Origin of the sequence: Amycolatopsis halotolerans (assembly GCF_042647905.1) — a bacterium.
In the GTDB taxonomy this organism is placed as follows: Bacteria; Actinomycetota; Actinomycetes; order Mycobacteriales; family Pseudonocardiaceae; genus Amycolatopsis; species Amycolatopsis halotolerans.
Genome location: NZ_JBHRWI010000029.1, coordinates 149,900 through 175,854, shown reverse-complemented (window position 1 = coordinate 175,854; position 25,955 = coordinate 149,900). Strand labels below are relative to the sequence as shown.

The window sequence follows — 25,955 nt, the reverse complement described above, 5'->3', positions numbered from 1 at the left end:
AGGGCTAGTGGTTGCGTGGGGCACCCCGAAGGTTGATTGTGCTGACGGTTCGGGGGTGCTTGTCAAGGCGGGAAAGATGCCTTGACAAGCACCCCCGAACCGCAGGGAGGCTTCGTATCGGGGTTGGGGCAGGGCCGGGTGCCTCGAACGTTGGGTGCGGCGGCGGCGGGATGGGCTGGCTGCCCGGCTCGGTGGGTGCGTCGGCTGCGCGGCTGTCCGTGAGGGGAACCCTGAGGGACTCTGAGTCCGTGAGGGTTCCCCTCACGGACTTCGGCCTAGCCGCCTCGCCCGAAAGCCGTGAAGGGCTCCTTGAGGGAATTAGATTCCCTCAAGGAGCCCTTCACGGACCAAGAAAACTGATCAGGCGCCGGCCAGGGAGCGCAGGGCGTCCGCGCGGGCGGTGCTTTCCCACGGGAGGTTCAGATCCGGGCGGCCGAAGTGGCCGTAGGCCGCGGTCGGGGCGTAGATCGGGCGCAGGAGGTCCAGGTCGCGGATGATCGCGGCGGGGCGCAGGTCGAAGACCTCGCTGATGGCCGATTGGATCTTGGTCGGGTCGACCGTTTCGGTGCCGAAGGTCTCGACGAACAGGCCGACGGGGGCGGCCTTGCCGATCGCGTACGCCACCTGCACCTCGACCCGTCCGGCAAGCCCGGCCGCGACCACGTTCTTGGCCACCCAGCGCATCGCGTACGCGGCGGAGCGGTCCACCTTGGACGGGTCCTTGCCGGAGAACGCGCCGCCGCCGTGGCGGGCCATGCCGCCGTAGGTGTCGACGATGATTTTGCGGCCGGTGAGCCCGGCGTCGCCCATCGGGCCGCCGATCACGAAGCGGCCGGTGGGGTTCACCAGGAGGCGGGTGCTGTCGGTGTCGAGGCCCAGTTCGGCCAGCTCCGGCTCCACGACGTGCTTGCGCACGTCGACGCCGAGCATCTGCTCCAGGTCGATCCCGTCCGCGTGCTGGGTGGAGACCACGACGGTGTCGAGCCGCACCGGCTGTTCGCCCGCGTACTCGATGGTGACCTGGGTCTTGCCGTCCGGGCGCAGGTACGGCAGCACGCCGTCTTTGCGGACCGCGGTCAGCCGGCGCGAGAGGCGGTGCGCTAGCGCGATCGGGAGCGGCATCAGCTCGGGCGTGTCCGAGCAGGCGTAGCCGAACATCAGGCCCTGGTCGCCCGCGCCCTGGCGGTTGATCTCGTCCTCGTCCGATTCCACGCGCGACTCGTACGCCGTGTCGACGCCCTGGGCGATGTCGGGCGACTGCGACCCGATCGCCACGTTCACGCCGCAGGAGTTGCCGTCGAAGCCCTTGGCCGACGAGTCGTAGCCGATGCGCAGGATGACGTCCCGCACGATGGTGGGGATGTCCGCGTACGCCTCGGTCGTCACCTCGCCCGCGACGTGCACCTGGCCCGTCGTGATCAGGGTCTCGACGGCGACCCGGCTGCGCGGGTCCTTGGTCAGCAGGCCGTCGAGGATCGAGTCGCTGATGGCGTCACAGATCTTGTCGGGGTGGCCCTCAGTCACGGATTCCGACGTGAACAGCCTTTTCGTGGACGCAGACACGACCTCGTCACTTCCCTCGGTCAAGCGGTGGCGCCCCACCGGATTTCAGGCGCTCCTGGCACAGCCCACCCTACCCAGCGGGCCTGTAGCTAGAGTCGACGTTGGATCAACGCTGTTACGGCATCCCACAATGTGGCCGCCAGCCGCGCCTTCGCGCCCTGCGCGATGACCTGCTCGGTGCCGTCCGCGGCGAGCAGCCAGCCCGAATTGTCCTCGGTGCCGAAGGCTTTTCCGTCGCCGACCGCGTTGACCACGAGCAGATCCGCGCCCTTGCGCCGAAGCTTGGCGCGGGCGTGGTCGAGCACACTGCCGTTCTCGTCACCGGTTTCCGCGGCGAAACCCACCACGATCTGCCCGGAACGCCGTTCCCGCACCACTTCGGCGAGGATGTCGGCGTTGCGGTCGAGCGTGATGACCGGGTCCGGGCTGTCGTCCGACTTCTTGATCTTGTGGTCGGCCAGCGACGCGGGCCGGAAATCCGCGACCGCGGCGGCCATCACGACGACATCCGCGTTTGCCGCGGCGGAATGCACCGCTTTGCGCATTTCTTCCGCGGTGGACACGCGGTGCAGCGTCGCGCCCGCCGGGGCGGGGAGTTCGTCGGTGTGCCCGGCGACCAGCGTGACCTCGGCGCCGCGCTGCGCGGCGACCCGGGCGAGAGCGAAGCCCTGTTTGCCGGACGAGCGGTTGCCGAGGAAGCGGACCGGGTCGAGCGGTTCGCGGGTGCCGCCCGCGGAGATCACCACGCGGAGGCCTTCGAGGTCTCGCGGCAGCGCCTTCGGTTCGGCGAGCAGCAAGCGGGCCAGGTCGACGATCTCGGCCGGGTCGGCGAGCCGTCCCTTGCCGGTGTCGACACCCGTCAACCGGCCCGCCGCGGGTTCGGTGACGACCATGCCGCGCGAGCGCAGCAGCGCCACGTTGTCGCGGGTGGCCGGGTGCTCCCACATCTCGGTGTGCATCGCCGGGAAGAAGGCGACCGGGCACCGGGCGGTGAGCAGGGTGTTCGTCAGGAGGTCGTCGGCGAGCCCGTGCGCGGCCTTGGCCAGCAGGTTCGCGGTCGCCGGGACGACCAGCACGAGGTCGGCCTCCTTGCCGACCCGCACGTGCTGCACCTCGGGCACCTCGGTGAAAACCCCGGTGTGCACCGGGTTCCCGGACAGCGCCTCGAAGGTCGCCGCGCCGACGAAGTTCAGCGCGGCCTCGGTGGGCACGACGCGGACGTCGTGCCCGGATTCGGTGAGGCCCCGCAGGACCTCGCACGCCTTGTAGGCGGCGATGCCGCCGCCCACGCCCAGGACGACCCTGGGCTTGGCGTCACTCACCCTCGGTGTGCTCGAGCAGCCCGCCGTGGATCTCGCGCAGCGCGATCGACAGCGGCTTCTCGCGGGGGCCGGGCTCGACCAGCGGGCCGACGTACTCCAGCAGGCCCTCGCCCAGCTGCGCGTAGTAGTCGTTGATCTGCCGGGCCCGCTTGGCCGAGTAGATCACCAGCGCGTACTTCGAGGAGACCTTTTCGAGCAGGTCGTCGATCGGCGGGTTGGTGATGCCTTCGAGCTCTTCCAGCGTCGCCTGTTGCACAGTCACTCGGGGTGCTCCGTATCGTCACATCGAGCGGCGGCAGAATCGCCACCGCCGGTAATCAAGTCTAGCAACCGCCGCGCGGCGACCTCGACGTCGGCGTTCACGACCCGCTCGTCGAACTCCCCCGCCGCGGCCAGTTCGCGTTCCGCCTCCGCCAGCCGGGCGGCCACCGCGGCCTCGGTCTCGGTGCCGCGACCGGTGAGCCTGCCGACCAGTTCTTCCCAGGACGGCGGCATCAGCATGACCAGCCGCGCTTCCGGCATCGCGGCCCGGACCTGCCGGGCGCCCTGGAGTTCGATCTCCAGGACCGCCGGACGGCCGTCGGCCAACGCCTTCTCCACCGGCTCGCGCGGCGTGCCGTACCGGTTGCCCGCGAACTCGGCCCATTCCAGCAGCCGGTTGCCGGCCACCATCCGGTCGAATTCGGCGGAATCCACGAAGTGGTAATGGTTTCCGTCGACCTCGCCCGGCCGCGGCGCCCGCGTCGTCACCGAAACGCTGAAGTACAGGTTCGGTTCGAGCAGGCGCAGCTGTCCCACCACACTCGACTTCCCGACGCCGGAAGGGCCGGAGACGACGGTGAGCCGGGGGCGGGAGATGTCTCCTGCCCCCGGCTCACTGCCGCGGTCGGCGCCCCGGGTCACCGGGTAGTCCTGACCGACGCCGCTCACTCGCCGCTGAACTCGGCCAGCAGCGCCTTGCGCTGCCGGTCGCCGAGCCCGCGGAGCCTGCGGCTGGGGGCGATCTCCAGTCGTTCCATCGTCTGCTGGGCGCGCACCTTGCCGACGCCGGGGAGCGCCTCGAGCAAGGCCGAAACCTTCATCTTGCCGAGGACTTCGTTCTCCTCGGCCTGCTTCAGCACGTCGACCAGAGTGGTACCGCCCCGCTTCAGCCGCTCCTTCAGCTCAGCACGGATGCGGCGGGCGGCGGCGGCCTTCTCCAGCGCCGCAGCACGCTGTTCCTCTGTCAGCTGGGGAAGTGCCACGTTTTCCTCCGGTAGTTCTCACATCTGGGTGGGTGACGCGACGGTACCCACCCCTGAGCAGGGGCCACAATGCGGGGGTGGCTGGTGGAGCGCGATTCCGGGGCCTGCTATTGGCCTTTTTCGCGCAGTCCCGCCAACCGGCCGTTCACCTCTTGGGCCGCACGGCGTAACGCGCCGGTGTCCGGGCCGTGGCGCAGCAGGTCGCGCGAAGACGCCGGGAGCAGGCCCGGAAGGCCTTCCCCGAAGACTGCCCGCAAATCCGCCTCAGTTGCCCCCTGCGCCCCGAAACCGGGCGCGAGCACCGGTCCGTTGAGCTGGCTCAGGTCGACTTCCCCAGGAGCCACAGTGGCCCCTACGACCACACCGACGTCGCCGTACGGCTCAGCACCCGCATTGTGGTCCGCAGCAGCGTCTACGACGCTCTGAGCGACCGTACGGCCGTCTTCGAGCCGCGCGCGCTGCAACGCGTTCGCTTCTGGGTTGGACGTGCGCGCGAGGACGAAGAGCCCGTTGCCCGCTTCGCGCGCCGCCGCGACAGCCGCGTCCAGCGCGCCGAAGCCGAGGTACGGCGACACCGTGGCCGCGTCGGCGGTGAAAGCCGCCTTCTCGGCCACGTACGCCGCCGTATAGGCCGCCATGGTGGAACCGATATCGCCGCGCTTCACATCCAGCAGGACGAGCGCTCCGGCGTCGTGGGCGACGTCCACGACGCGTTCGAGCACCGCCACTCCGGCGGACCCGAACGCCTCGAAGAACGCCGACTGCGGCTTCACGATCGCCGCCACCTCGCCCAGCGCCTCCGCGGCGCTGAGCGCGAAGCGTTCGAGCCCGCTCGAGTCGAGCGGCAAGCCCCACGACTCGATCAGACCCGGATGCGGGTCGATCCCGGCGCACAGCGGCCCGCGCGCGGCCACCGCTTCGGCCAGCCGGGCCCCGAACCGCGCGGTCACGACGTCGCCTTCAAGGCCGCCTGGAGGTCCTGCAGGCTGCGCACGCCGATGTCGCCGCGGATAAGCGCTTCGATGCCGTGCACGGCCGCCGCGGCGCCCTGAACCGTGGTGACACAAGGAATATCGCGCGATACCGCGGCAGTCCGGATTTCGTAACCGTCCACGCGCGGTCCGCTGTTTCCGTACGGCGTGTTGATCACCATGTTGACCTCGCCGGCGAGGATCACGTCGACGATGTTCGGCTCGCCGGTTCCCGGGTCCGGCTCGGAGTGCTTGCGCACGACCGAACAGGCAACCCCGTTGCGCCGCAACACTTCCGCGGTGCCGGAGGTGGCGAGGATTTCGAAGCCGAGGTCGGCCAGCCGCTTCACCGGGAAGACGAGCGAGCGCTTGTCGCGGTTGGCGACGGAGACGAAAACCCGGCCCGAGGTGGGAAGGGATCCGTAGGCGCCGCTCTGCGATTTCGCGAATGCTTTCCCGAAGGAGGTGTCGACGCCCATGACCTCGCCGGTGGATTTCATTTCCGGGCCGAGCAGCGAGTCGACGCCGTGTCCTTCCGGCGTGCGGAACCGGTGGAAGGGCAGCACTGCCTCCTTGACCGCGACCGGGGAATCGGCGGGCATCCGGCCGCCGTCGCCCTCGGCGGGCAGGACGCCGGAGGCGCGCAGGTCCTTGATCGTCGAGCCGGTCATCACCAGCGCCGCGGCCTTCGCCAGCGGGACGGCGGTGGCCTTGGAGACGAACGGGACGGTGCGCGAGGCGCGCGGGTTGGCCTCCAGGACGTAGAGCACGTCGTCTTTGAGCGCGTACTGCACGTTGAGCAGGCCGCGGACGCCGACGCCGCGCGCGATGGCCTCGGTGGAGCGGCGGACCGCGTCGAGGTCCTGCGCGCCGAGGGTGATCGGCGGCAGTGCGCAGGAGGAGTCGCCGGAGTGGATCCCGGCTTCCTCGATGTGCTCCATGACGCCGCCGAGGTAGAGGTCCTCGCCGTCGAACAGCGCGTCGACGTCGATCTCGATGGCGTCGTCGAGGAACCGGTCCACGAGCACCGGGTGCTCGGGGGTGACCTCGGTGGCGCGGCGGATGTAGCCGGCGAGGGTCTCCTCGTCGTAGACGATCTCCATGCCGCGCCCGCCCAGCACGTAGGAGGGGCGGACCAGCACCGGGTAGCCGATCTCGTCGGCGATCCGCTTCGCGCCCTCGAACGAGGTCGCCGTGCCGTACTTCGGCGCGGGCAGCCCGGCCTCGGTCAGCACGTCGCCGAACGCGCCGCGGTCCTCGGCGAGGTCGATCGCCTCCGGCGGCGTCCCGACGACCGGGACCCCGGCGTCGGCCAGCCGCTGCGCGAGCCCGAGCGGGGTCTGCCCGCCCAGCTGCACGATCACGCCGGCGACGGTGCCGGACTGCTGTTCGGCGTGCACGACCTCCAGCACGTCCTCGAACGACAGCGGCTCGAAGTACAGCCGGTCGCTCGTGTCGTAGTCCGTGGACACGGTTTCCGGGTTGCAGTTGACCATCACGGCCTCGAACCCGGCCTCGCGCAACGCGATCGCCGCGTGCACGCAGGAGTAGTCGAACTCGATGCCCTGCCCGATCCGGTTCGGGCCCGAGCCGAGGATCAGCACCTTCGGCTTGTCGCCCTGTGCCGCAACCTCGGAGACGGCCGCGGGGTCGGTCTCGTAGGCCGAGTAGTGGTACGGCGTCTTCGCCGCGAACTCCGCCGCGCAGGTGTCGACCGTCTTGAACACCGGCCGCACGCCCAGCCGGTGCCGCAGCGCCCGCACGCCGTCCTCGCCCGCGAGTTCGGGGCGCAGCGCGGCGATCTGGCGGTCCGACAGGCCGGTGCGCTTCGCCCGCCGCAGCAGGTCGCCGTCGAGCACCGGTGCGTCGCGGACCTCGGCGCCGACCTCGCCGATCAGCGCGATCTGGTCGATGAACCACGGGTCGATGCCGGAGGCCTCGTGCACCTGCTCGACGGTCGCGCCGAGCCGCAGCGCCAGTTCCACCTCGTAGAGGCGGCCTTCGTGCGGCGTGCGCAGCGAGTCCAAAGTGGACTCGGCAGTCGCGCCCTCGGGGTCGGGCAGCGTCCAGAACCCGGTCGCCTTCGTCTCGATCGACCGCATCGCCTTCCCGAGGGCTTCGGGGAAACTGCGGCCGAACGACATCGCCTCGCCGACGCTCTTCATCGTCGTGGTCAGCGTGGGGTCCGCGCCGGGGAACTTCTCGAACGCGAACCGCGGCACCTTCACCACGACGTAGTCCAGCGTCGGCTCGAACGCCGCCGGGGTCTCGCCGGTGATGTCGTTGCGGATCTCGTCGAGGGTGTAGCCGATGGCCAGCTTCGCCGCGATCTTCGCGATCGGGAAACCGGTCGCCTTCGACGCCAGCGCACTGCTTCGCGACACGCGCGGGTTCATCTCGATCACGACCATCCGGCCGTCGGCCGGGTTGAACGCGAACTGGATGTTGCAGCCGCCGGTGTCCACGCCGACCTCGCGCAGCACCGCGATGCCGACGTCGCGCATGACCTGGAACTCGCGGTCGGTCAGCGTCATCGTCGGCGCGACGGTGACCGAGTCGCCGGTGTGCACGCCCATCGCGTCCACGTTCTCGATCGAGCACACGACCACGACGTTGTCGTGCTTGTCGCGCATCAGCTCGAGCTCGTACTCCTTCCAGCCGAGCACGCTCTCCTCGATCAGCACCTCGGTGACCGGGGACTCGGTGAGCCCGGTCGAGGCCAGCCGCTCCAGGTCCTCGGGCGTGTGCGCCATGCCCGAGCCGAGGCCGCCCATCGTGAACGACGGCCGGATGACCACCGGCAGGCCCAGTTCCTCGACCGTGGACCGGACCTCGTCCATGTCGTGGCACACCCGCGAGCGCGGCACGTCCGCGCCGATCGCGCGCACGATGTCCTTGAACTTCTGCCGGTCCTCGCCGCGCTGGATGGCGTCGATGTCCGCGCCGATCAGCTCCACGCCGTACTTCTCCAGCACGCCGCGCTCGTGCAGCGCCACCGCGCAGTTCAGCGCGGTCTGCCCGCCCAGCGTCGCCAGGATCGCGTCCGGGCGCTCGGCGGCGATGACCTTCTCCACGAAGTCCGGCGTCACCGGCTCGATGTAGGTCGCGTCCGCGAACTCCGGGTCCGTCATGATCGTCGCCGGGTTCGAGTTCACCAGGGACACGCGCAGACCCTCGCTGCGCAGCACCCGGCAGGCCTGCGTGCCCGAGTAGTCGAACTCGGCCGCCTGCCCGATCACGATCGGCCCGGAGCCGATCACCAGCACGTGCTGGATGTCCGTCCTCTTCGGCATCAGGCCTTCTTCTCCATCAAGTCAACGAATTCGTCGAACAGCGGCGCGGCGTCGTGCGGACCCGCTGCCGCTTCGGGGTGGTACTGCACGGAAAACGCGGGCACGTCGAACGCTCGCACGCCTTCGACCGTGTCGTCGTTCGGGCAGTAGTGGCTGATCTGCGCGGCTCCGTAAGGGGAATCGAACCGCTGGCCCGGCTCGCCTTCGAGGGCGAACCCGTGGTTCTGCGCGGTGATCGCGACCCGGCCGGTCGCCACGTCGATCACCGGGATGTTGATGCCCCGGTGCCCGTAGCGCATCTTGTAGGTGCCCAAACCCAAGGCGCGGCCGAGGATCTGGTTGCCGAAACAAATCCCGAACAGCGGAATCCGCTGCTCCAGAACGGTTTTCGTCAACGCGGTCGCGTGCGCGGTGGTCGCCGGGTCGCCGGGACCGTTGGACAGGAACACCCCGTCCGGCTCCAGCGCCAGCAGCTCCTCCGCGCTCGTGCTCGACGGCAGCACGTGCACCTCGATGCCCCGCTGCGTCATCAGCCGCGGCGTGTTCGACTTGATCCCCAGGTCCAGCGCCGCGACCCGGAACCGCCGTTCGCCCTGCGCCGCAACGACATACGGGGAGTCCGTGGAGACCTCGCCCGCGAGATCCGCGCCCTTCATCGGCGGGCTCGCCAGCACCTCCGCGACCATCTGCTCGTCGCTGCCCAGCGCGTCGCCGGAGAACACGCCCGCGCGCATCGCGCCCTGCTCGCGCAGATGCCGCGTCAGCGTCCGGGTGTCCACCTCGGAAATCCCGACCACGCCCTGGCGCACCAGTTCGTCGTCCAGCGTGCGCTTAGCCCGCCAGCTCGACGGCGTGCGCGCGGGATCCCGCACGACGTAACCGGAAACCCAGATCCGGGCCGATTCGTCGTCCTCGTCGTTCCAGCCCGTGTTGCCGATCTGCGGCGCGGTCTGCACCACGATCTGCCGGTGGTACGACGGGTCGGTCAGCGTTTCCTGGTACCCCGTCATGCCGGTGCAGAACACCGCCTCGCCGAGCGTCCGCCCGCGCGCGCCGTACGCCGCGCCGCGGAACACCCGGCCGTCTTCGAGAACCAGGGCGGCGGGGCCGCGAGTGCCGGTGCTCACTGGGCACCTCCCTTGATGTCGTGATCTGTGTCTTTCGGGGGACGGACCCCCGAACCCCCGGCGGGGGCACTGCCCCCGGGCCCCGGGGAAAGCTCTTCGATCCATTGTGGATAGTCGTCTAAGTCGTCGCCGCGGAACCCGGTGTCCAGCTCGACGTCGCCGAGCCGCCAGGTGATCACCAGCAGCACGTCAGTGCCGGTCACCTTCCCGGCGAGCCGCGAGTCGCGGCGGATCCCGGTGATCGAGGCGCGCGGGATCCAGAAGTCCGGCAGCCCGCCGCGTTCCACGGCCACCCCGTCCGGGTGCAGCCGCCAGACCGCGCCGGACCGCGGGCCCGCGCCTCGCGTGACGACGCGGTCCTGCCAGTTGCCCGCGGTCGTGGTGCCCACGCACACGCCGACGGATTCCAGCTGGAACTCGCCGGGCTCGGCCGGGATCTCCGGGAACGGCGCGATCCGCGCGCTCTGCGAACGCGCCTTGCGCCGCCAGCCCATCCACATGCCCCACAGGCACAGCAGGAAGAAGACGACGATCCCCAGCGTCAGCAGCAGCCGCTCCATCAGCAGATCTTCCCCTCGCGCGCGGTGATCCGCCCGCGCAGCAGGGTCGCCGTCACCACGCCGGGCAACCGCATTCCCTCGTACGGGGTGTTGGCGGCGATGCTGGCCAGTTCGGCCCCGCGCACGGTCCACTCGGCGTCCGGGTCGACCAGCGTCAGGTTCGCCGGTTCGCCCGCTTCGATCGGCCGGCCGTGCCCGGCCAGGTTCCCGACCTCCGCGGGCCGCTCGCTCATGACGCGGGCGACGCCGCGCCAGTCGAGCAGGCCGGTCTTGACCATCGTCTCGGCGACCACCGACAGCGCGGTCTGCAGGCCGAGCATGCCGGGCCGGGCCGCGGCCCATTCGGTGTCCTTGTCCTGCGGGGCGTGCGGCGCGTGGTCGGTCGCGACGCAGTCCACGACGCCCTCGGCCAGCGCGGCGCGCAGCTTCTCCGCGTCGCCGCCGGTGCGCAGCGGCGGGTTGACCTTGTTGACCGGGTCGTAGGTCTCCAGCCGGTCGTCGGTCAGCAGCAGGTGGTGCGGCGTGACCTCGGCCGACACCTTCGTGCCGCGTTCCTTCGCCCAGCGCAGGACGTCGACCGTGCCCGCGGTGGAGACGTGGCAGACGTGCAGCCGCGCGTTCGCGTGCAGCGCCAGCAGGCAGTCGCGCGCGACGATCGACTCCTCCGCCGAAGCCGGCCAGCCCGGGTAACCGAGGCGCGACGCCTGCTCGCCCTCGTGCGCCTGCGCGCCGACGGTGAGCCGCGGTTCCTCGGCGTGCTGGGCGATCACGGCGTCGAGCGCGGTCGAGTACTCCAGCGCGCGGCGCATCAGCAGCGGATCCGCGACGCAGACGCCGTCGTCGGAGAAGACGCGCACGGCCGCGGTGCCCTTGGCCATCGTGCCCAGCTCGGCGAGCTTCTCGCCCTTGAGCCCGACGGTGACCGCGCCGACCGGGTGGACGTCGACCAGGCCGACTTCCTGCCCGCGCCGCCACACGTGGTCGGTGACGAGCGAGTTGTCGGCGACCGGATCGGTGTTGGCCATGGCGAACACGGCGGTGTAGCCGCCCAGCGCGGCGGCAGCGGAACCGCTGTCGACGGTCTCGGTGTCTTCACGGCCCGGCTCGCGCAGGTGCGTGTGCAGGTCGACGAATCCGGGCAGCAGGACCTGGCCCTTGGCGTCGAGCACCTCGGCGCCCTCGGGAACGCTCACCGCGCCGATGGCGGCGATCACGCCGTCCTCGATCAGGACGTCCACCGGCTCGCCCTCGCCGTACGGGCGGGCACCCTTGATCACGATGCTCACGCGGCAGCTCCTTCACTGGCCAGGAGGTGGTAGAGGACCGCCATGCGCACGTGGACGCCGTTGCGGACCTGTTCGGTAATGGCTGAGGAGGGGGAATCCGCGACCGCGGAGGCGATCTCCATGCCGCGCAGCATCGGGCCGGGGTGCAGCACCACGGCGTGGTCCGGCAGCAGCTCCTGACGACGCGCGGAGAGCCCGTAGGAGATCGAATATTCGCGCGCCGACGGGAAAAAGCCCCCGTGCATGCGCTCGGCCTGGACGCGCAGCATCATCACCGCGTCGACCGCGGGCAGCTCGGCGTCGAGATCGTGCGACACCGTGACCGGCAGCTTCTCCACGCCGACCGGCAGCAGCGTCGGCGGCGCGACGAGCACCACCTCCGCGCCGAGAGTGCTGAGCAGATGGATGTTCGACCGCGCGACCCGGCTGTGCAGGACGTCGCCGACGATCGCGATCCGCCGGTCCTTCAGCGAACCGAGGCGCTCGCGCAAGGTCGCCGCGTCCAGCAGCGCCTGGGTCGGGTGCTCGTGGGTGCCGTCGCCCGCGTTGACCACCGCGGTGCCCGGACCGGCGAGCCAGCCGGACAGCCGGTGCGCGGCGCCCGAAGCGGGGTGCCGGATGATCACGCAGTCGGCGCCCGCGGCGGCCAGGGTGAGCGCGGTGTCCCGCAGGGATTCGCCCTTGTTCACCGAGGAGCTGGACGCCGAGACGTTGATCACGTCCGCGCTCATCCACTTCCCGGCGATCTCGAACGACACCCGGGTGCGCGTGGAGTTTTCGTAGAACAGCGTGATGACGGTGCGGCCGCGCAGCGTCGGCAGCTTCTTCACCTCGCGGCCGAGCAGCGTGTGCTTCAGCTCGTCGGCGGTGTCGAGCACGGCGGTCGCGGTGTCCGCGTCGAGCCCGTCGGTGGCGAGCAGGTGCTTCACCGGGTTTCTCCTTCCGGCGCGCGCAGCAGCACCGCGTCCCGGCCGTCGGTTTCGGACAACAGCACGGAGACGCCCTCGGCGCGCGCGGTGGGCACGTTCTTGCCGACGTAGTCGGCGCGGATCGGCAGCTCGCGGTGGCCGCGGTCGACGAGCACGGCGAGCTGGACGGCACGCGGGCGGCCGTGGTCGCGCAAGGCGTCGAGGGCGGCGCGGATGGTGCGGCCGGAGAACAGGACGTCGTCGACGAGGATGACGACCCGGTTGTCGATCCCGCCCGGCGGCAGCTGCGTCTGCTCGAGAGCACGCGGCGGACGGCGGCGGAGATCGTCGCGGTAGAGGGTGATGTCGAGGGCGCCGTGCGGCGGCGCGACCCCGGCGAATTCGCCGATCTTCCCGGCGAGGCGCGCGGCCAGCGGAGTGCCGCGCGTGGGGATGCCGAGCAGCACCGGGTACTGCTCGGGCGGACCGGCTCCGAGAGCGGTCTTCTCGATGACCTGGTGGGCCATCCTCGCGATCGTGCGCGCGACATCACCGGCGGACAGCAGCTCGCGCTCTCCCGCCGGCTCCGCCGCGCCACGCGGACGTGACGACAAGGCGGACCTCCTTCCCCGCCTCTCTGGACGGGTCCTTAAAGGACGTCGGCAACCGGCTGCTGCCGGAAACCGCACCGACAGTAGCAGGACCGGTCAATCAGTCTTCCGGGTGGTACGCGCACGGCCGCCACCTGCACGGACCGACCTACTGCTTGACCTGGTGACAACTATGCGTAACCATTACTCTGAGTATTCGACTCGAGGAGTCCCCGGCCCGGTCCTCCCGGCCGGCGCGGGGTGAGGAAACGGAGAACCACCAGATGGGCGATTACGCCAAGGCGCTCGGGGCCAAGCTCCGCGGGATCCGCCAGCAGCAGGGCCTGTCCCTGCACGGGGTCGAGCAGAAGTCCGGCGGACGCTGGAAGGCCGTCGTGGTCGGCTCGTACGAGCGCGGCGACCGGGCGGTCACCGTCCAGAAGCTGGCCGAGCTGGCGGACTTCTACGGCGTTCCGGTGGTCGAACTGCTGCCGGAGGGCCGCGTCCCGTCCGGGGCCGAGCCCGCCACGAAGATCGTGATCAACCTGGAGCGGCTCCAGCAGCTGCCCGCGGAGAAGGTCGGCCCGCTCGCCCGGTACGCGGCCACCATCCAGAGCCAGCGCGGCGACTACAACGGCAAGGTGCTCTCCATCCGCACCGAGGACCTGCGCTCGCTCGCCATCATCTACGACATGACCCCCGGCGAGCTCACCGAGCAGCTCATCGACTGGGGCGTCCTCCCGCCGGAAGCCCGGCCGTCCAAAGAGGACTGAGGACCGATGGCGGCAGCGGCCGTGCACGACGCGGCGGGCTTCCCGCACCCGGGGAACCGGGAACGCCCGCCGCGCTTCGGGTAGGGCCGGGGCTGCCGAAATCCTGTTCCGGACCTGCCGCAGACCCAGTTCCGGAGCCGCTGAAGTGCCGCTTCCGGAGCCACTGAAAGCCTGGTCCGGAGATGCCGAAGTCCTGGTTCCGGAGCTGCCAAAAGCCCGGTTCTGGAGCCGAAATCCCGGTTCCGGAGCTGCCGAAGCCCCGATTCTTCCGCCGTGCTCGACCGGGTTGACCTCGGGTGATCCGAGTCGATCCCGACCGCGGTCGCGCTGACGCGCCCGTTCGCCGCGCGGCGGACCCGTCTGAATTTCTCCGCTTTCCCGCTGGGAACCGGATCCGTCCGGGTCCGACGCGTTTTCCGCTCCGGGCCGCGCCTCCGGGAATGGTTTCCTCGCCCCGACCACTCCCCCGCTCCGGAATTCTGGTTTCAGGACGAATTCCCTGACATGGCTTGCAGTTCGGCTTCGAACGCCGACTTGCATCAGCGACCGCTCACCTCGCGCGGCGCGAAAAATTGGTGCCGCTTAGCGGTTTCCGCGGTTTCATGCCGCGATTCCCGTCGCACGGCGCGGATTTCCCGGTCGGCCGCGGTTCCGCCGTCCGTGCCGGGCGACTGCTCACTCACCGCAGCGGATCCCGAAGACGACGGCCCGGAACTCGCCGGATCACCACGAAAACCGGCCGGGCCGGGCCGCCGCGAATGGCGCCCGCCGACCGGTTCTGATTCCGCTCGGTGATCAATTTTCGCCGGAACGCCCCTCGCGCCGGCCGCCGCGGCCCGGCGTGCCCCGATCAGGCAGCGGCCATTCAGGTGGCCGCTTTCCCCCAGCCGGGTTACCTCTGACTACCGGGCCGCCGGACTACAGCACCGCGCGCAGGCGGTCGGCGATCGTGCCGATGCGGCCGAGGACGCCGTTGATGAACCGCGGCGAGTCGTCCGTCGAAAGCTCCTTCGCGAGGCCGACCGCCTCGTCGATCGCGACCGCGTCGGGGACGTCGGCCGCCCACAGCATCTCGTAGACGCCGACGCGCAGGACGGCCAGGTCGACCGGCGGCATCCGCTCGAGGGTCCAGCCCTGCGAGTGCTCCGCCAGGAGTTCGTCGATCCGCTCGCGGTGGGCCGTGACGCCCTCCACGACGGTGATCGTGTAGTCCGCGACCGGGTCGACCTCGACCGCGCCGACGCGGTCGGCCAGCAGCGTGACCGCGTCGGCCGACCGCTGGGCGGCCTCGTAGAGCATCTCGACCGCGCGCCTGCGGGCCTGTCGCCTGCTGATCGCGCCGCCGCGGTTCGGGTGCGGGGGGAGCTTGTCCGCCATCAGCTGGAGACGCGGCCGAGGTAACGGCCGTCGCGGGTGTCGACCTTGATCTTCTCGCCGGTCGAGAGGAACAGCGGGACCTGGATCTCCGCGCCGGTCTCGAGCGTCGCGGGCTTGGTGCCGCCGGTGGAGCGGTCGCCCTGCAGGCCCGGGTCGGTGTGCTGGACGAGGATCTCGACCGAGGTCGGCAGCTCGACGTACAGCGGCTCGCTCTCGTGCACCGCGACCTGGACCTCGGTGTTCTCGAGCATGTAGTTCGCGTTGTCGCCGACGGTCTCGGCGGGCACGGTGATCTGGTCGTAGGTGTCGCCGTCCATGAAGACGAAGTCCGCGCCGTCCTTGTACAGGTACGTCATGTTCCGGCGGTCCACCGTCGCCGTCTCGACCTTCGTGCCCGCGTTGAAGGTCTTGTCGACGACCTTGCCGGTCAGCACGTGCTTGAGGGTGGTGCGCACGAACGCGCCGCCCTTGCCCGGCTTGACGTGCTGGAACGCGGTGACGCTCCACAGCTGGCCGTCCAGCTTGAGGACGAGTCCGTTCTTCAGGTCGTTGGTGGTGGCCACGAGTCTTCAGGTCTCCTGTGTTCGATCTCTTCGGCCGCGGCCGTCAGACGGCCACGAGGTCCTTGGTGCTCAGGGTGAGGAGTTCGGGTCCGGAGTCCCGCACGACGAGCGTGTCCTCGATGCGCACGCCACCGCGCCCCGCGAGGTACACGCCGGGCTCGACGGTGACCGCCATACCGGCGGACAGTGTACCGACGCCCGCCGCGGCCAGGCTCGGTGCCTCATGCACTTCCAGCCCGACGCCGTGGCCGAGACCGTGCGCGAACTGCTCGCCGTACCCCGCGTCGGCGATCACCGAGCGCGCCGCGGCGTCCACTTCGGACACCACAGCGCCGGGGAGGACCGCCTCGCAGCCCGCCGCCTGCGCTCGGTGCACCAGGTCGTAGATCTCGCGCTGCCAGTCCGCGGGCTCGCCGATAACGACCATGCGGGTCATGTCCGAGTGGTAGCCGTCGACCGTGGCACCGAAGTCGAACTTCACGAAGTCGCCGCGGCTCAGCTCGGCCCCGGTCGGCCGGTGGTGCGGGATCGCCGAGTTCGGCCCGGCGGCGACGATGGATTCGAACGAGATCCCGGACGAACCGTGCTCCAGCATCCGGTTCTCCAGGTCGCGGGCCACTTCCAGCTCGGTCCGGCCCGGGCGCACTCCCCCGGCCTCGATCAACCCGGCCAGCGCGCGGTCCGCGGCCGCGCACGCGGCGCGCAGAGCGGCGATCTCGACCTCGTCCTTGACCGCCCGCAGCTGCTCGGTCAGCCCCGGCGTGCGGATCAGCTCGACCCGGTCGAAGGGCACCTTGAGGTTCTCGTGCGCCTCGACGCTCACGTGCTGGCTCTCGAACCCGGTCCGGCCGTAGTCCGCGAGCCGGCTGCCCGCGTGCGCCGCGAGCGCACGGGCGCTGGCGCGGTCAAGCACGCGTTCCAGGTCCGGCACCTCCGACTCCGACTGGGTCGTGTAGCGCCCGTCGGTGCAGAACAGTGTCTTCGCGTCGCCGCCGGCGTGCACCAGCAGCGCGGCGTTCGACCCGGTGAACCCGGTCAGGTAGCGGATGTTGAGCAGATCGGTGACCAGCAGCGCGTCGACCCCGTTCTCGTGGAGCAGGGCGGCGAGCGCGGCGCGGCGGCGAGCGTGGATTTCCGGCACGCGACCAGCTTAACCAGCGGCTTCCGGCCGTCGCCCGGCAACGGTTCGAGGACGGCCTACTGGCGGTTAACTTCGGCGCGCCTACACTCCGTCCATGCTGGGTGCCTGGTTGACGCGCGGGCTGGTCATGGCGGTCGTGCACGCCGCCGCGATGACGCTGCTCGCGAAGTGGTCCGTGTTCCACCCGACCGGCCAGACGCTGTTCACGTCGCTCACCATCGCCGTGCTGGTCGGCCTGGCGGCGCTGTGGAGCGCGATCGACGGCTGGCGCGGCCTGCGCGACAGAGGGCGCGCGTGGTTCATCGCGTCGCTGGTCGCGGGCGTGTGCTCGGGCATCCTGTACGTGATCGGGCGGGCGATTTTCGTCGACCAGACCGGGGTTTCCGAGCTGGGAGCCGCGCTCACCGGCGGGGCGGCGTTCTCCGCGCTGCTCGTGCTGGTGCCCGCCGGGCTGGGGCTGTTCGTCGGCGGCCGGATCCGGCGTCCGGCGGCGGAGGAAGACTCCTCGGGCTCTTCTGACCAGGAGCCGGACGACGAGGACGAAGACGGCACCGGCAGCCGTTCCGGCGAACTCGAACTGCCGCCGAGCCCGACCCCGCGGGCCGCTCCGAAGCCTTCGCCGGTCAGCCGCCCAGCGGCAAACCGCGGGCGGCGCCGTCCCACTGTTGCGGGTCGATCTCCTGCACCCCGGAACCGTTGAGCGACACGATCGTCGTGTCCGGCAGGCCGTAAAGCTGCCCGTCGAGCACCATGCCGTAGCCGCGGCCGTACGCGTGCACGATGGTCGCGCCGGAGCGCAGACGGGTCTTCACCGGCACCTCCGGCACCTGCGGCAGCGGACGGTCGACCAGCTCTCCGGCGAGTACCGAGGCGACTGAACGCCGGTCGATCCGGATGCGCTCGCCGCGGCGGTAGAGGTCGATCATGCGGTCCGGGGACGGCATGGCGACGCCGTCGAAGGTCGCAGTGCTGCGCGTCGGGGTCGAGCAGCCGCCCGCGCCTTTCACGTCGAGCCCGAAGTGCTTCAGCCCGCTCGGCGCGCCCGCCGGGCCGATCTCCGTGGCGCGCACGACGTCCAGCGAGACCAGGTCGCACGGATCGCTGACCGACGTCGGCGCGTGCCCGTCGGGACGGCGGACGAGGCCGGGGCCTTCCTTCCACGCGCCCGGGAGCACGACCGGTTTGTACGGCTGCATCGTGAAATCGCGGTCCCAGAAGGTGATCGTGGTCCCGTCGGCGGTCTCGTGCGCGATGGCGAAGGCGTCGAGCGCGCCGACCCACTCCAGGTCCACGCTGAACGCGTCGACGACAGACCGGGTGCGCGGCGCCGCGGTCGTCGCGGTGGGTTCGAAACCCTTCTCCCCCAACGCTTCCACGCCCTCGCGGAACGCCGGGTCGTGCGCCCGGATGACGAACTGGCCCGCCCCGTTCCAGCCCGCCGCGCGTCCGGTGGTGTCGGTGAACATCAGGTAGTACCAGCCGTCGAGGAAGACCACCGAGGGCTGGCCCGCGCCGTAGACGTTGGCGCGGTGGACGTCGTGGGACGCGCCGAGGATCGGTTTGCCGCCGTTCGACCGGGTCCAGTGGATGCCGTCCGGACTGGTGGCCATGCCGATCGCGTTGCCGAGCGCGTGATCGCCCGCCGCGCCGGTGTAGTACATGAAGTACGTGCCGCCGACGCGCAACACCGACGGGTCACAGGTGTGCATGCCGTCGAAGTTCCCGGGCGCGCCGGACAAGACCGCGGGCGGCGCACCGCCACCCGGTCCGGTGAAGGGTCCGTCGGCCGAGGGACCCTCGGCGTAGAGAATGTCGTCCCCTGGCGGCGGAGCGCTGCTGTACTGGCTGCACCACCAGATCCGGGTGCGGCCGTTCTCGACCATCACGGTGGGTCCGTAGTTGTAGGACGCGTCCGCGGCCCCCGCGACGACCACTCCCCCGCTCGCGCGACTGGCCCCAGCGGTGAGCGCGACATCCGCCGCCCGAGGCGGATCCTTCGGAACCTGCGGCGCCCCGCCCGCGATGCCGCCGTGATCGGTGCCCTCCGCTTGCGGCTGGGCCGTCGTCTGGCTGCACCCGGAAACGAGGGATCCGGCGATCAGCAGCGAGAGCAGCTGACGCACGGGTCGCCGACCCCCACGACGAAACGGGTGCATGATCGCCGAGTGTAGCGACAGCGGCACCGGATGGGTGAACCACGTCGCGCATCTGCTGGTCGGGAGGCGGGTTTACCTGGGGCTTGCTTTGCGCTGTTTGCCACGGCGGGGTCGTTCGCGCCTCGCGACCGGCGAACCTGGTGGGTGCGGGGGCGGAAAGCGCGCTGTGCCGCCGAAATCGTCCTGCCGCAGCAGGGCTTTCCCGCCGATGTCAGGCCGAATGCGCAGCGATCCAACGCAGCGCGAGCGCGTAACCGTCCACCCCGAGACCGGCGATCACCCCGGTCGCGATGTCCGAAAGCACGCTGTGGTGCCGGAATTCCTCCCGCTTGTGCACGTTGCTGATGTGCAGCTCGAGCAGCGGCGCGGTGAGCTGGGCGGCGGCGTCGCGGACGGCGATCGAGTAATGCGTCCACGCCCCGGCGTTCAGCACGACCGGCGCGCCCGCGCCGGCGGCCTCGTGCAGCCAGCCGACCATTTCGCCCTCGTGGTCGGTCTGGCGCACCTCGACGTCGAGACCCAGTTCCTCGCCGGTCGCGACGCAGAGTTGCGCGAGGTCGTCGTGCGTGGTGGAGCCGTAGACGGCCGGTTCGCGTTTGCCGAGCCTGCCGAGGTTGGGGCCGTTGAACACGAACGCCTTCACAGCAGCACGCTCCCGCCGTTTCCCGTGGCCTCGGCCGCGATCGCCGAGTACGCGGCGGCGAGCAGGGACGGGTCGGGGCCTTCCAGCCTGCCGGGTTTGCCGAGCCCGTCCAGGACGACGAACCGCAGCACTCCGGAGCGGGTTTTCTTGTCGCCCTTCATGCTTTCCAGCAGCTGGGGCAGCGCGTCCGCGTCGTAGGCAGTGGGCAGGCCGATCAGCTTGAGCACGGAGGCGTGCCGGTCGGCGGTGGCGTCGTCGAGGCGTCCGGCCAGGCGGGCCAGTTCCGCGGCGAACACCAGGCCCACGCTGACCGCCGCGCCGTGGCGCCAGCGGTAGCGCTCGCGGCGTTCGATGGCGTGGCCGAGGGTGTGGCCGTAGTTGAGGATTTCGCGCAGGTCGGACTCGCGCAGGTCGGCCGCGACGACGTCGGCCTTCACCTGGATCGAGCGGCGGACCAGCTCCGCGAGCACGTCGCCCGCCGGGTCGAGCGCCAGTGCCGGGTCGGCCTCGATCAGCTCGAGGATCCTTGGGTCGGCGATGAAGCCGGTCTTGACGATCTCGGCCATCCCGGCGACGAGTTCGTTGCGCGGCAAGGATTCCAGCGTCGCGAGGTCGACCAGGACGGCGGACGGCTCGTGGAAGACGCCGACGAGGTTCTTGCCCGCTTCGGTGTTGATCCCGGTCTTCCCGCCGACCGCCGCGTCGACCATGCCGAGCAGCGTCGTCGGCACGTTCACCAGCCGGACGCCGCGCATCCAGGTGCCCGCGACGAACCCGGCGAGGTCGGTGACCGCCCCGCCGCCGAGCGCGACGACCACGCCGCGCCGGTCCAGCCCGATCCGGCCGAGGACTTCCCAGCAGAAACTGGCGACGGAGAACGCTTTGCCGTCCTCGGCGTCGGGAATCTCGACGCGGTGCGCGTCGAGCCCGGCCGCGGCCAGCTCGTCGCGGACGGCCTCGGCGGTGGCGGTGAGCGTCGGCGGGTGGATCAGCGCGACCTTCGACGCGTCGGCGAGCTGCTCGGTGAGTTCGCCGAGCAGGCCGCGGCCCACGAGCACGTCGTACGGCTGCGCGGTGGCGACCCGGATCCGGACGGGCTGGGTGGCGGACACGGGTTCTCCTCACTGCTCCCGGGCCCGGTGGTCCTGGAGCGGGGTTTGCGGTCCGTGAAGGGAACCCTGAGGGACTCAGAGTCCCTCAGGGTTCCCCTCACGGACTTGAGCGGGCGCGAGGGCGGCGACGGCGGCCGCGACGACCTCTTCGGGCGTTCGCTTGTCGGTCTCGATCTCGACGGTCGCCACCTCGCGGTACACCGGCAGCCGCTGGTCGAGCAGGGCCTTGAAGGTCGCGCGGGGGTTGATGCCGGCGAGCAGCGGGCGGGCGCTGGACATGCCAGTGCGCTGGACGCCGGCGGCGAGGCCGACGTTCAGGAAAACCACCGTGTGGTCCTGAAGCCGTGCGCGGGTGCCCGGGGTGAGCGGGGCGCCGCCGCCGAGGGAGAGCACGCCGTCGTGTTCGGCGAGTGCGGTGGCGACCGCTTCTTCCTCGATCGCGCGGAACGCTGGCTCGCCGTCGTCGGCGAAGATGTCCGAGATGGCGCGTCCGGTACGGGCGACGATGTCGTCGTCGGTGTCGCGGAAGGTCACGCCGAGCGCGGCGGCCAGCAGCGGGCCGACCGTGCTCTTGCCGGAGCCCGGCGGCCCGACGACGACCGCGCGCGGGCTCACCAGCGCTCCTCGAGCGCCTTCAGGTACGCCTGCGCGTTGCGCCGGGTCTCGGCCAGCGAGTCGCCGCCGAACTTCTCCAGCGCCGCGTCCGCGACGACCAGCGCCACGACCGATTCCAGCACCACGCCGGCGCGCGGCACCGCGCACACGTCGGAGCGCTGGTGGATCGCGACGGCGGGCTCGCCGGTCCGGACGTCCACTGTGGACAGTGCCTTGGGCACGGTCGAGATCGGCTTCATCGCGACGCGCACCCGCAGCGGTTCGCCGTTGGTGATGCCGCCTTCGAGCCCGCCCGCGCGGTTCGACCGGCGCGTGACGCCGACCGGCCCGGTGCCGCGGTCGATCTCGTCGTGCGCCTGGCTGCCCCAGCGGCGGGCGGTGGTGAAGCCGTCGCCGACCTCGACGCCCTTCATCGCCTGCACGCCCATCAGCGCGCCGGCGAGCCGCGCGTCGAGACGCCGGTCCCAGTGCACGTGCGAGCCGAGGCCCGGCGGCAGGCCGTAGACGATCACCTCGATCACGCCGCCGACGGTGTCGCCGGCCTTCCGCACCGCGTCGACCTCGGCGATCATCGCCTCGGTCCCCTCGGCCGAGAACGCCCGCACCGGGCTCTCGTCGATCGCCGCGAGATCGCCCGGCTGCGGAAGCGGGCCGTCGGGCGCGTCGGCGCCGCCGATCGAGACGACGTGGCTCAGCACCTCGGCCCCGAGCAGCTGCCGCAGGAAGTTCCGCGCGACAGTGCCGAGCGCGGTCCGCGAAGCCGTCTCGCGGGCGCTGGCGCGCTCCAGGACGGGACGGGCCTCGTCGAAGCCGTACTTCTGCATGCCGGGCAGGTCGGCGTGCCCCGGGCGGGGCCGGGTCAGCGGCTCGTTGCGGGCGAGCCCGGCGAGCTCGGCCTCGTCGACCGGGTCGGCCGCCATGACCTTCTCCCACTTGGGCCACTCGGCGTTCTCGATCTGGACGGCGATCGGGCCGCCCTGGCTGACCCCGTGCCGGACCCCGCCGAGGAACTGGACCTGGTCGGTCTCGAAGCCCATCCGCGGGCTGCGGCCGAACCCGAGCCGGCGCCGCGCGAGCTGCGCGGAGAGGTCCGAGGTCGTCACCTCCACCCCGGCAGGCAGCCCCTCGAGCACAGCGGCGAGGGCGGGTCCGTGCGATTCTCCAGCGGTGATCCAGCGCAGCACCGGACAATCCTGTCACGGCCTGTCCGGCGGCCTGGCAGAGCCCCTGGCCTCAGGTGATGCCCGTTCCAGCGGCTGGGAAGACCGCGCACGCCCAGGTGGCCAGAACCAGGCCGGGGCCGTAGGGGACGCGGAGGGGACCGGCGCGGATTCGGGAGCTGGCGGGGTTCGTCGACAGCGTGGGGGCTGCGGACGTCGGCGCGGGAGCCGGGACGGTTGGCGGCGCGGGGACGGTTGGCGTGGGAGCAGCGGCTGTTGACACAGGACCCGGGACGGTTGGCAGGCCGGTGACGTCGGTCGGCACAGCGGCAGCGGCTGCCGGGCCGGGTTGACGGGATGGCGCGAGGGTAGAAGCTCGCGAATCGCGGAAGTGGCGGATCCGGCGGATCAGCCACATCGGCACCACAGCAGCCAAGCTCACCAGTGCCGCGAGGACGGCCGCCACGGCAGGAGCCAGTCCGCCGACCGCGCCCAGGACGGCACCGAAAGATCCGGCAAGTTTGACGTCTCCGGGGCCGAGACCGCCCGCTGACAAGCGGTGGACGATCAAGTGCGTACCGCCGAACAGCAGGCATCCCAGGGCGGCTCCGGCGGCCAGTCGCCATCCTCCGCCGCTGAGAGCGGCGAGGGTGATTGTCAGGGCGACAGCGGGATAAGCGGGCAGGGTGAGGATGTCCGGGAGGCGGCGGTGTCGGGCGTCAGCCAACGCGAGGGGTACGCCTAGCACCGAAACCAGCCATGCGACCGGCAGCCACCAAGACGGGAGCGCGCCTGCGTCGGCACGTGCGGCGGCCACTGCGGCTGCCGCGGCGGCGACCGCCACGGCGAGCACGGCCGGTATCGGGGCGTCGGCTTTCTTCATCATCACCAGCAGCACGGGGACCACCGCCCCTGCTGCCAGCACTGTTGTCAGGACCATGCGGCCAAGCCTGCCGCCGGGGCTTGGACCAGGGCAAACAGATCGGGGTGCGAGGGGACCCCTCGTGCGCGACACGCCGGAAGGTTCACTCGACGGAGGCAAAACGGCGCAGTGCCCCGGCTCGTCGACAACGCGTCGGTGATTGATTCCAGGGCAGCGTCGGTGATTGACCCTGGACGGCGTCGGTGACCGCCCCTCGGGCGGCGGAGACAGAATTCAGACCCGGGACGGAGCCAGAACCCCTTCCTCAGCAAGAAAAGCCCGGCGGTGCTCAGTCGGATTGACCCCGCGCACCCGCTTGAAAGCCGAACTGAACCCGAACGCGTCCGAGTACCCGACCACCCGGGCCACGTCCGCGATCGGCATCGACGGCTGTTCCGTCAGGAGGTCCGCGGCGAGGGTCATCCGCCAGCGGGTCAGGTACGTCATCGGCGGCTCCCCCACCAGATCCGCGAAGCGCTTGGCCAAAGTGGACCGCGACACCCCGGTCCGGGCCGCGAGCGTGACGACCGTCCACGGGGCTGCCGGATCCGCGTGGAGCAATCGCAGGCAGGCACCCACGACGGGGTCCCGTTGCGCCGCCCACCAACGCGGAGGCGAGCCGCCGGGACGGTCGAACCAGTCGCGCAGGATGCAGACCAGCATCCAGTCCAGCAGGCGGTCCAGGACGATCTGCTGCCCTGGCGCGTCGACGGCCAGTTCGGCGGCCAGATGGTGCAGCACGGGGTCTTCCTCGGTCGAGGAAGGCGGCCGGACGACGACCGGCAGCGCGTCCAGCAAAGCGGACATCCGGCCGCGGCTCCGGACCGGGTACGCGCCGACGATCAGGTTGGTTTCGCCATGGAACGGGTCGTTCCAGCCCAGGTGATGCTGGGTGCCGCCCTGGTCGGGAGTGGCGCAGAACTCGCCGCATTCGACCGGGACAGCGGGCGTGTCCAGGCTGTCGACGAAGGAGAACGGGCCGCGCACCAGGATGGTCTCCCGGGCGCGCAACAACTCCGGCGGATGGTCTTCCGGCACGATCCATCCCTCGCCGCTCAGCAGCGTGCACAGGGTCAGCGGGGCACTGTCCACGAAGCGCAGCGACCACGGCGCCGACAGCGCCGTACAGCCGAACAACGAGCCGTGCGCCCGGACCCCGCGGATCAAATCGCTGAACGCGTCCACTCACCCGAGGTTAGACGAATGGACAGGCGATCCGGCTTCTCACCTATGGGATCGTCCAAGCGAGCCCGGTTGAATCCCAGTCATGAGCACTCTCACCGACCACGATCTCGAGTTCCTCCGCCGTCCCCTGCACGGCTTCCTGACCGTCGCCGCCGGACCGCGGCCGCCGCAGCCTCGGCCGGTGTGGTTCGAGGCCACCGACGAGGGCACGATCCAGCTGTTCACCGCCCCGGACTCGGCCAAGATCCGCCAGCTCAGCGAGGACCCGCGCGCGTCGATCGTCGTCGCGGCGCCGGTCGGGGAACCGGAACGCTGGGTGTCCGTCGCCGGGCGCGTCACGATCGAGGCCGACGGCGGGCATGACCTCGCCCGCAGGCTCGCCGAGCGGTACTGGGACCTCAGCACCCCGGAAGGCCAGGCCGGAGCCAAAATCCTGCAAGACCTCCCCCAGGTCCGGGTCGTCATCCACCCGGAGAAGGTGCACCGCTACGCGTTCTGAGCCGTCCGCCGCGCGCGGATCGCCTGCACCAGCAGCACCAGGCCGCAGATCACGCACACCGCTTCGGTGATCACGCCCCAGTACTCGTACTGGCTGTTGAACTGGTCGTGCACGCCGTAGAAGCCCACCGTCACCGACAGCAGGTAGGCCAGCAGCGTCACGCCGCCGAAGCCCAGTGTGAAGAACGCAGGCAGCCAGTGCCGCCAGGCGAGAAGGGCGACGGCGATCACCACGCCGGCGATCCCGTTGACCAAGAAGAGCGGCCCTACCACCGGGATGTCCGCGTAGCCGCTGCCCCAGTACAGGTAGAAGTGGATCGCCGCGGAGCCCGCCAGGCCCGCAGCGCCCAGCACTCGCATCCACGTAGTCACCATGGGCGTCTCCTTACCGTGCGGAATGCCGGATACGGACTACACGCACGGGCGACCGCGACGGTTCACCGGCACCCGAAGCCGCCCCGATTCGTTGCACAGGGCATGACTGCCGAACTTCACTCCCGCCGCTCCGCACTCGTCTCCGGGGCGGCCGTCGCAGGGACCGCCGCCGTCGCTCTCACCGCCTGCGCGAGCGGCGACAGCGGGTCCGGACAGGCCGCGCCGAAGGCGGGCGGGAAGGTGATCGCGCTGGCGGAAGTGCCGGTGGGCCAAGCGAAATCAGCGAAAACGCCGGACGGGCAGGAGGTGCTCGTGGCCCAGCCGTCGGCGGGGACGGTCGCGTGTTTCAGCGCCGTCTGCACGCACCAGGGCTGCACGGTGAACCCGCCGCGAAACGGTCAGGCGAGCTGCCCGTGCCACGGTTCGGTGTTCGACGCGCTGACCGGCGCGGTGAAGCAGGGACCGGCGAGCCAGCCGCTGCCCAAAGTGGCCGTGAAGATCGAGAACGGCGAGATCGTCACGGCGTGACCGGGATCGCCCTTTGCGGACATTCACTGTCCACAAAGGGCTC

The 25,955-nt window shown here is 71.0% G+C and carries 27 protein-coding genes; 4 read left to right on the top strand and 23 right to left on the bottom strand.

Annotated elements, in window-relative coordinates:
- Positions 1 to 360: 360 nt before the first annotated feature.
- The 12 genes from metK to pyrR form a co-directional block, all read right to left on the bottom strand.
- Positions 361 to 1,563: a methionine adenosyltransferase gene (gene metK, locus ACFORO_RS25345; protein ID WP_037819197.1), complete on the bottom strand. Its 1,203-nt coding sequence runs from the start codon at positions 1,561 to 1,563 to the stop codon at positions 361 to 363.
- Positions 1,564 to 1,652: 89 nt separating this feature from the next.
- The gene (gene coaBC, locus ACFORO_RS25340; RefSeq protein WP_377874749.1) at positions 1,653 to 2,885 is read right to left on the bottom strand and encodes a bifunctional phosphopantothenoylcysteine decarboxylase/phosphopantothenate--cysteine ligase CoaBC; all 1,233 of its coding nucleotides are present in this window, start codon (positions 2,883 to 2,885) and stop codon (positions 1,653 to 1,655) included.
- Positions 2,878 to 3,147: a DNA-directed RNA polymerase subunit omega gene (gene rpoZ / locus ACFORO_RS25335; protein WP_020658117.1), complete on the bottom strand. Its 270-nt coding sequence runs from the start codon at positions 3,145 to 3,147 to the stop codon at positions 2,878 to 2,880. Before rpoZ ends, coaBC begins: the two co-directional genes overlap by 8 nt.
- Complete coding sequence (gene gmk / locus ACFORO_RS25330) at positions 3,144 to 3,815, bottom strand: guanylate kinase (protein ID WP_377874752.1); 672 nt, start codon at positions 3,813 to 3,815, stop codon at positions 3,144 to 3,146. Before gmk ends, rpoZ begins: the two co-directional genes overlap by 4 nt.
- Positions 3,812 to 4,129, bottom strand: coding sequence for an integration host factor, actinobacterial type (gene mihF, locus ACFORO_RS25325; RefSeq protein WP_003096398.1), 318 nt, complete (start codon positions 4,127 to 4,129; stop codon positions 3,812 to 3,814). The genes gmk and mihF overlap by 4 nt, the downstream gene beginning before the upstream one ends.
- Before the next feature lie 107 nt (positions 4,130 to 4,236).
- On the bottom strand, positions 4,237 to 5,079 hold the full coding sequence (gene pyrF / locus ACFORO_RS25320; RefSeq protein ID WP_377874755.1) for an orotidine-5'-phosphate decarboxylase: 843 nt from the start codon (positions 5,077 to 5,079) through the stop codon (positions 4,237 to 4,239).
- Positions 5,076 to 8,393 (bottom strand): carbamoyl-phosphate synthase large subunit, encoded by a 3,318-nt coding sequence (gene carB / locus ACFORO_RS25315; RefSeq protein WP_377874757.1) that lies wholly within the window; start codon positions 8,391 to 8,393, stop codon positions 5,076 to 5,078. Before carB ends, pyrF begins: the two co-directional genes overlap by 4 nt.
- The gene (carA, locus tag ACFORO_RS25310) at positions 8,393 to 9,520 is read right to left on the bottom strand and encodes a glutamine-hydrolyzing carbamoyl-phosphate synthase small subunit (protein WP_354750811.1); all 1,128 of its coding nucleotides are present in this window, start codon (positions 9,518 to 9,520) and stop codon (positions 8,393 to 8,395) included. The genes carB and carA overlap by 1 nt, the downstream gene beginning before the upstream one ends.
- Positions 9,517 to 10,080: a PH-like domain-containing protein gene (locus ACFORO_RS25305; RefSeq protein ID WP_377874760.1), complete on the bottom strand. Its 564-nt coding sequence runs from the start codon at positions 10,078 to 10,080 to the stop codon at positions 9,517 to 9,519. Before ACFORO_RS25305 ends, carA begins: the two co-directional genes overlap by 4 nt.
- Positions 10,080 to 11,366, bottom strand: coding sequence for a dihydroorotase (locus ACFORO_RS25300; RefSeq protein ID WP_377874762.1), 1,287 nt, complete (start codon positions 11,364 to 11,366; stop codon positions 10,080 to 10,082). Before ACFORO_RS25300 ends, ACFORO_RS25305 begins: the two co-directional genes overlap by 1 nt.
- On the bottom strand, positions 11,363 to 12,295 hold the full coding sequence (locus ACFORO_RS25295; protein WP_377874764.1) for an aspartate carbamoyltransferase catalytic subunit: 933 nt from the start codon (positions 12,293 to 12,295) through the stop codon (positions 11,363 to 11,365). Before ACFORO_RS25295 ends, ACFORO_RS25300 begins: the two co-directional genes overlap by 4 nt.
- Positions 12,292 to 12,888, bottom strand: coding sequence for a bifunctional pyr operon transcriptional regulator/uracil phosphoribosyltransferase PyrR (gene pyrR, locus ACFORO_RS25290; protein WP_116203800.1), 597 nt, complete (start codon positions 12,886 to 12,888; stop codon positions 12,292 to 12,294). Before pyrR ends, ACFORO_RS25295 begins: the two co-directional genes overlap by 4 nt.
- A 260-nt stretch (positions 12,889 to 13,148) precedes the next feature.
- On the opposite strand from pyrR, the gene bldD reads away from it, so the two are divergent.
- Positions 13,149 to 13,637 carry a transcriptional regulator BldD gene (gene bldD / locus ACFORO_RS25285; protein WP_003096372.1) on the top strand — a complete coding sequence of 163 codons (489 nt, stop codon included), beginning with the start codon at positions 13,149 to 13,151 and terminating at the stop codon, positions 13,635 to 13,637.
- 918 nt (positions 13,638 to 14,555) lie between these two features.
- On the opposite strand, the gene nusB is transcribed toward bldD, so the two are convergent.
- Genes nusB through ACFORO_RS25270 form a run of 3 tightly spaced genes read right to left on the bottom strand, consistent with a single transcriptional unit; the run spans position 14,556 to position 16,718 of the window.
- Entirely contained in the window at positions 14,556 to 15,014 is a 459-nt protein-coding gene (nusB, locus tag ACFORO_RS25280; RefSeq protein ID WP_354750815.1) for a transcription antitermination factor NusB, read from the bottom strand.
- Entirely contained in the window at positions 15,014 to 15,577 is a 564-nt protein-coding gene (gene efp, locus ACFORO_RS25275) for an elongation factor P (protein ID WP_354750816.1), read from the bottom strand. Before efp ends, nusB begins: the two co-directional genes overlap by 1 nt.
- A 43-nt stretch (positions 15,578 to 15,620) precedes the next feature.
- A complete protein-coding gene (locus ACFORO_RS25270) occupies positions 15,621 to 16,718 on the bottom strand; it encodes a M24 family metallopeptidase (RefSeq protein WP_377874768.1) in 1,098 nt (365 codons plus the stop codon).
- A 94-nt stretch (positions 16,719 to 16,812) separates the two neighbouring features.
- Here ACFORO_RS25270 and ACFORO_RS25265 point away from each other — a divergent pair, with 94 nt between their 5' ends.
- Complete coding sequence (locus ACFORO_RS25265) at positions 16,813 to 17,418, top strand: B-4DMT family transporter (RefSeq protein WP_354750818.1); 606 nt, start codon at positions 16,813 to 16,815, stop codon at positions 17,416 to 17,418.
- Here the strand turns inward: ACFORO_RS25265 and ACFORO_RS25260 are convergent.
- The 7 genes from ACFORO_RS25260 to ACFORO_RS25230 all read right to left on the bottom strand — a co-directional run bounded on the left by ACFORO_RS25260 (position 17,342) and on the right by ACFORO_RS25230 (position 24,511).
- Positions 17,342 to 18,832 (bottom strand): beta-xylosidase, encoded by a 1,491-nt coding sequence (locus ACFORO_RS25260; protein WP_377874804.1) that lies wholly within the window; start codon positions 18,830 to 18,832, stop codon positions 17,342 to 17,344. The two genes, ACFORO_RS25265 and ACFORO_RS25260, sit on opposite strands and share 77 nt — an antisense overlap.
- A 253-nt stretch (positions 18,833 to 19,085) precedes the next feature.
- The gene (gene aroQ / locus ACFORO_RS25255; protein ID WP_377874770.1) at positions 19,086 to 19,517 is read right to left on the bottom strand and encodes a type II 3-dehydroquinate dehydratase; all 432 of its coding nucleotides are present in this window, start codon (positions 19,515 to 19,517) and stop codon (positions 19,086 to 19,088) included.
- Positions 19,514 to 20,629, bottom strand: coding sequence for a 3-dehydroquinate synthase (gene aroB, locus ACFORO_RS25250; protein ID WP_377874773.1), 1,116 nt, complete (start codon positions 20,627 to 20,629; stop codon positions 19,514 to 19,516). The genes aroQ and aroB overlap by 4 nt, the downstream gene beginning before the upstream one ends.
- A gap of 75 nt (positions 20,630 to 20,704) precedes the next feature.
- On the bottom strand, positions 20,705 to 21,244 hold the full coding sequence (locus ACFORO_RS25245) for a shikimate kinase (RefSeq protein ID WP_377874775.1): 540 nt from the start codon (positions 21,242 to 21,244) through the stop codon (positions 20,705 to 20,707).
- Positions 21,241 to 22,428 carry a chorismate synthase gene (gene aroC / locus ACFORO_RS25240; RefSeq protein WP_344267350.1) on the bottom strand — a complete coding sequence of 396 codons (1,188 nt, stop codon included), beginning with the start codon at positions 22,426 to 22,428 and terminating at the stop codon, positions 21,241 to 21,243. Before aroC ends, ACFORO_RS25245 begins: the two co-directional genes overlap by 4 nt.
- Positions 22,429 to 22,477: 49 nt before the next feature.
- Complete coding sequence (locus ACFORO_RS25235; protein ID WP_377874777.1) at positions 22,478 to 23,344, bottom strand: prepilin peptidase; 867 nt, start codon at positions 23,342 to 23,344, stop codon at positions 22,478 to 22,480.
- Between the two features lie 216 nt (positions 23,345 to 23,560).
- Complete coding sequence (locus ACFORO_RS25230; protein ID WP_377874778.1) at positions 23,561 to 24,511, bottom strand: AraC family transcriptional regulator; 951 nt, start codon at positions 24,509 to 24,511, stop codon at positions 23,561 to 23,563.
- 82 nt (positions 24,512 to 24,593) lie between these two features.
- On the opposite strand from ACFORO_RS25230, the gene ACFORO_RS25225 reads away from it, so the two are divergent.
- Positions 24,594 to 25,010, top strand: a complete 417-nt coding sequence (locus ACFORO_RS25225) for a pyridoxamine 5'-phosphate oxidase family protein (protein WP_377874780.1) — start codon at positions 24,594 to 24,596, stop codon at positions 25,008 to 25,010.
- On the opposite strand, the gene ACFORO_RS25220 is transcribed toward ACFORO_RS25225, so the two are convergent.
- A complete protein-coding gene (locus tag ACFORO_RS25220) occupies positions 24,998 to 25,384 on the bottom strand; it encodes a hypothetical protein (RefSeq protein ID WP_377874782.1) in 387 nt (128 codons plus the stop codon). The two genes, ACFORO_RS25225 and ACFORO_RS25220, sit on opposite strands and share 13 nt — an antisense overlap.
- 102 nt (positions 25,385 to 25,486) lie before the next feature.
- On the opposite strand from ACFORO_RS25220, the gene ACFORO_RS25215 reads away from it, so the two are divergent.
- Positions 25,487 to 25,912: a Rieske (2Fe-2S) protein gene (locus ACFORO_RS25215; RefSeq protein WP_377874784.1), complete on the top strand. Its 426-nt coding sequence runs from the start codon at positions 25,487 to 25,489 to the stop codon at positions 25,910 to 25,912.
- The last annotated feature ends 43 nt before the right edge of the window (positions 25,913 to 25,955 follow it).